Raw genomic sequence first — 3,520 nt, 5'->3', positions numbered from 1 at the left:
AAAGCCTTCAACCATCGCATTTTGTATCATTTAATTTAGATAACGGAGTCAGAGTACAATACCACATTTATCAAGTGTCCACCCATAATATTCAGGTATTAGCGATTTTGGTCAGCACTCATGGTTATACCCTGACACTGTCGGTTGATGATTATAATGTCGAAGCTAACCAACCTCCTCCACATTATGCGGAATTACCAGAAAATTATCGTTGTAACGGAGCATGTAATTGTGCTGCCTCAAGAATCATCTCTGATGAGCATTGAGCATTTAATGACAGACATAGTGCCATTTCCAGTTCTACGCACTCCGATGAATCATTCAAATAGTTGTTAGAAACCTCAAAAAATTGTTATATGAACTTTTTTGGCTATTCTTAACCGCCAATATCAAAAAATTAACATTAGCCACGAATAGGTAATTGACAATGAAAATAGACGTCAGATCAATTATTTTACTTTTTCTCTGCCTGCTATCATCTTATTCAAACTCAGAAGACTTACACTTTAACTGGAAGCTGGAGCAGCAGGGTAGTTTATTACTAAGCGGCACAGCCACATCATCCACTCATACCCGTCATAGTAATGCAAGAGGATACACTGAAGATGAACCTTCTCTAACATGTGCTTTATTTTTGGTGGATAATTTTGCTGACTACAAAGTAATTTCATTCACAAATATAGAATTTAATCAGAATAACTTACATAATCTTGTGCCAGATTTTTTTAATGGCTTATTAGGAAGTGGCCGTCATAATCTCAAACATAGTTTCGAGACTCATTACACACTAAGAGGTCAAACGACAACAACAGCATATACTATTGCTGAAGTCTTATATTGCATGTTCTGTCCTATATGCTTTAGAACTAATCCGTTGATTTTTGAAAACACGGCAAATAATGAAGAGAGAGTGAGAGCGCTGGAAACAGCAACACCCAACCAAATGCCAGAATATGTAACGATCGATAACCGCTCTATAACACATACAAGCGTGACAAATGATCGTCAGATGCTTTTATTGTCAAGCACAGAAGCCATAGACGACAACACTCATATATTTGATCTTTTCCTTAATACTCCAGAAGCGCAAAAGTGGATAATCGAGCATCTAAGCCCTACAACCGACATGGTATTGGAACTGTTAATACCTGAGCTGTTCAATACAGCTATACCTGCTACGATTCTTGTGCAAGAACAAAGCGGTGAAAATGATAGTGAAGATGACAGTACATGCTTGCAACCAACACATTTTGTATCATTATATTTACTTAACGGACCTAGCGTTAAATACCACCTCAAGAAACTATCCACCAATAATATTCAGGTATTAGCGATTATGGTTAGCATTCATTATTATACCCTGACACTGACAGTTGATAATTATGATGTTATAGCTAACGAGCCTCCTCCACATTATGCGGAATTATACGAAAGCTGTCATTGTAACGGCGCATGTAATTGTGCCAACTCAAGAAACAATAGAACTGATGGCTCAGATAATCAGGTTGGTACTACTTTCAGTAGCCATATGTTTTTTCCTCGTACCCACTAGATAAAGGATCCGCAAGTATAAGTGATTGATGAATATTGGATGTTTATTTAAATGCATAATTCCATTTCTCAGCACCTTGAGATGCTAAGTTTCTATCTCAGAACCAGTAGGAATCTCAAAAAAATCAGTTTATTGAACTGTGTGCTACTCTTAACGGCCAATGTATAAAAATTGATATGAGTAACAAATAGGTAGTTGACAATGGAAACAAACGTCAGATTAATCATTTTATTCTGTCTGTGCTTGCTATCATCTTATTCAAACTCTAATGACTTGTACTTTAAATGGAAGTTGGAGTATTTTGATCAATTAGTACTCAGTGGTACAGCCACATCATCCACTCACTCTAGTCATGGCGATCCCACAAGAGAATGCTATTTCGATGACCCTGCTAAATGTTTTAGTGATAATTCCTGTGATTATCTTGTCAGTTATGACTTGGCTTCTTCCACTAATATAGAATTTGATCAGCATAATTCGGCTCATACTGTGCCAGCATTTTTTCATGGCCTATTAGGAAACAGCCTTCATAACCTTCAACATACCTTCCATACTCGTTACACATTAAGAGGTCAAACTGCAACAAGGGACTCCATTGTTACTCAGTTTTTAGACTGTTTTTGCTGCCTTCTTTGTTATACGGGTTACGAGACCGTTTATCAAAACTTGCTAAACCTGGAAGAAAAAGTAAGAGCACTGTCAGCAGCAACACCAGACAATTTGCCAGAACATGTCACTATTGATAGCCGCTCTATATCTCATACCGCTGTGATCAATAATTATCAAACGCTTTCATCGTCAACCACAGAAGCTATAGACGATAATACCCATATATTTGACCTTTTCCTGAATAATCCAGAAACAAAAAAATGGATAGTAGAGCATCTAAATCCAACGACCAATCATATGTTGGAATTGATAATGCCCGGCTTAATCAATACAGCTATACCAGCTACAGTTCACGTGCAAGAACGAGACAGTGAAGACGATAGTGAAAACTTGCAAGCATCACATTTTGTTTCATTGAATTTTCTGACCGGAACTAAAGTGCAATACCACCTTAAGAAGTTATCCACCAATAATATTCAGGTACTGGCGATTCTGGTTAGCTCTAGTGGCTACACCCTGACACTCATTATTGATAATTATGATGTTATAGCCAACCAGCCTCCGCCACTTTATGCCGAGCTACCATTACAGTTACCATTACAAAAAGCCTGTCATTGTAATGGGGCATGTAATTGCGCTACCTCAAGAAACAATGATACCAGGCCCGATTCTGAAGACATGTTGAATAGGGAGTTGTTCCACGCCCAGAGTAATATGATTACTGAAGATGGTATGCCGGAAGAAGTGAGACAATTGGTGCTAGCAGCGCTGCTCTTACCGAAATGGAAAAACGATCATGAACAGCCCAATACGGAGCGGTAATCAACGTCAGGTTGAAAGTCAAAAAACAAAACACCTGCCTCTGATGACTATTGGGCATTTATTAAAAGACAGAACTCCATTACTCAGCTCAGTGAGCCCCCCATGAGTCATTCAGGTTGTAAAGTGAGCTTCCATCTGGAAATTATTAGCAACCTGCCCAATTTTTATAAGTTGTACAAGGACGTCTAATAGTGTTAAAACCTAAAAAGTTTGTTATATGATCTATTTGAACTATCCTTGATCGCTGATGTCTCAAATCAATATCAACAACAAATGAGTTGTTAACAATGAAAAAAAACGTCAGATTAATCCTTTTACTCTGTCTCTGCTTGCTATCATCTTATTCAAACTCACAAAACTTGCACTTTAAATGGAACTTAAAGTATTTCGATCGTTTAATACTCAGTGGTACAGCCATATCATCCACACACGTCAGTCATAGCGAGATAACAAAAGAGTGCTATTGGCAGCATGTCCTCACTAAATTTTTTAGTGGTATATCTGGGGATCACTTTGTCAATTATGATCTGGTCTCCT

The 3,520-nt window shown here is 37.8% G+C and carries 3 protein-coding genes; all 3 read left to right on the top strand.

Annotation, left to right across the window (positions count from 1 at the left end; all coding sequences use genetic code 11):
- Positions 1 to 266: hypothetical protein (locus KDK17_RS03665; RefSeq protein ID WP_257287369.1), on the top strand; the 266-nt coding region annotated here is incomplete at its 5' end.
- Between the two features lie 161 nt (positions 267 to 427).
- A complete protein-coding gene (locus KDK17_RS03660; RefSeq protein WP_257279738.1) occupies positions 428 to 1,552 on the top strand; it encodes a hypothetical protein in 1,125 nt (374 codons plus the stop codon).
- A gap of 201 nt (positions 1,553 to 1,753) precedes the next feature.
- Positions 1,754 to 2,983 (top strand): hypothetical protein, encoded by a 1,230-nt coding sequence (locus KDK17_RS03655; RefSeq protein WP_257279739.1) that lies wholly within the window; start codon positions 1,754 to 1,756, stop codon positions 2,981 to 2,983.
- Positions 2,984 to 3,520 lie beyond the last annotated feature (537 nt).

This window comes from Endozoicomonas sp. SESOKO2 (genome assembly GCF_024606245.1).
GTDB lineage: Bacteria > Pseudomonadota > Gammaproteobacteria > Pseudomonadales > Endozoicomonadaceae > Endozoicomonas_A.
Note: the sequence above shows the minus strand (reverse complement) of the source record. Positions and strands in the feature narration are given on the sequence as shown.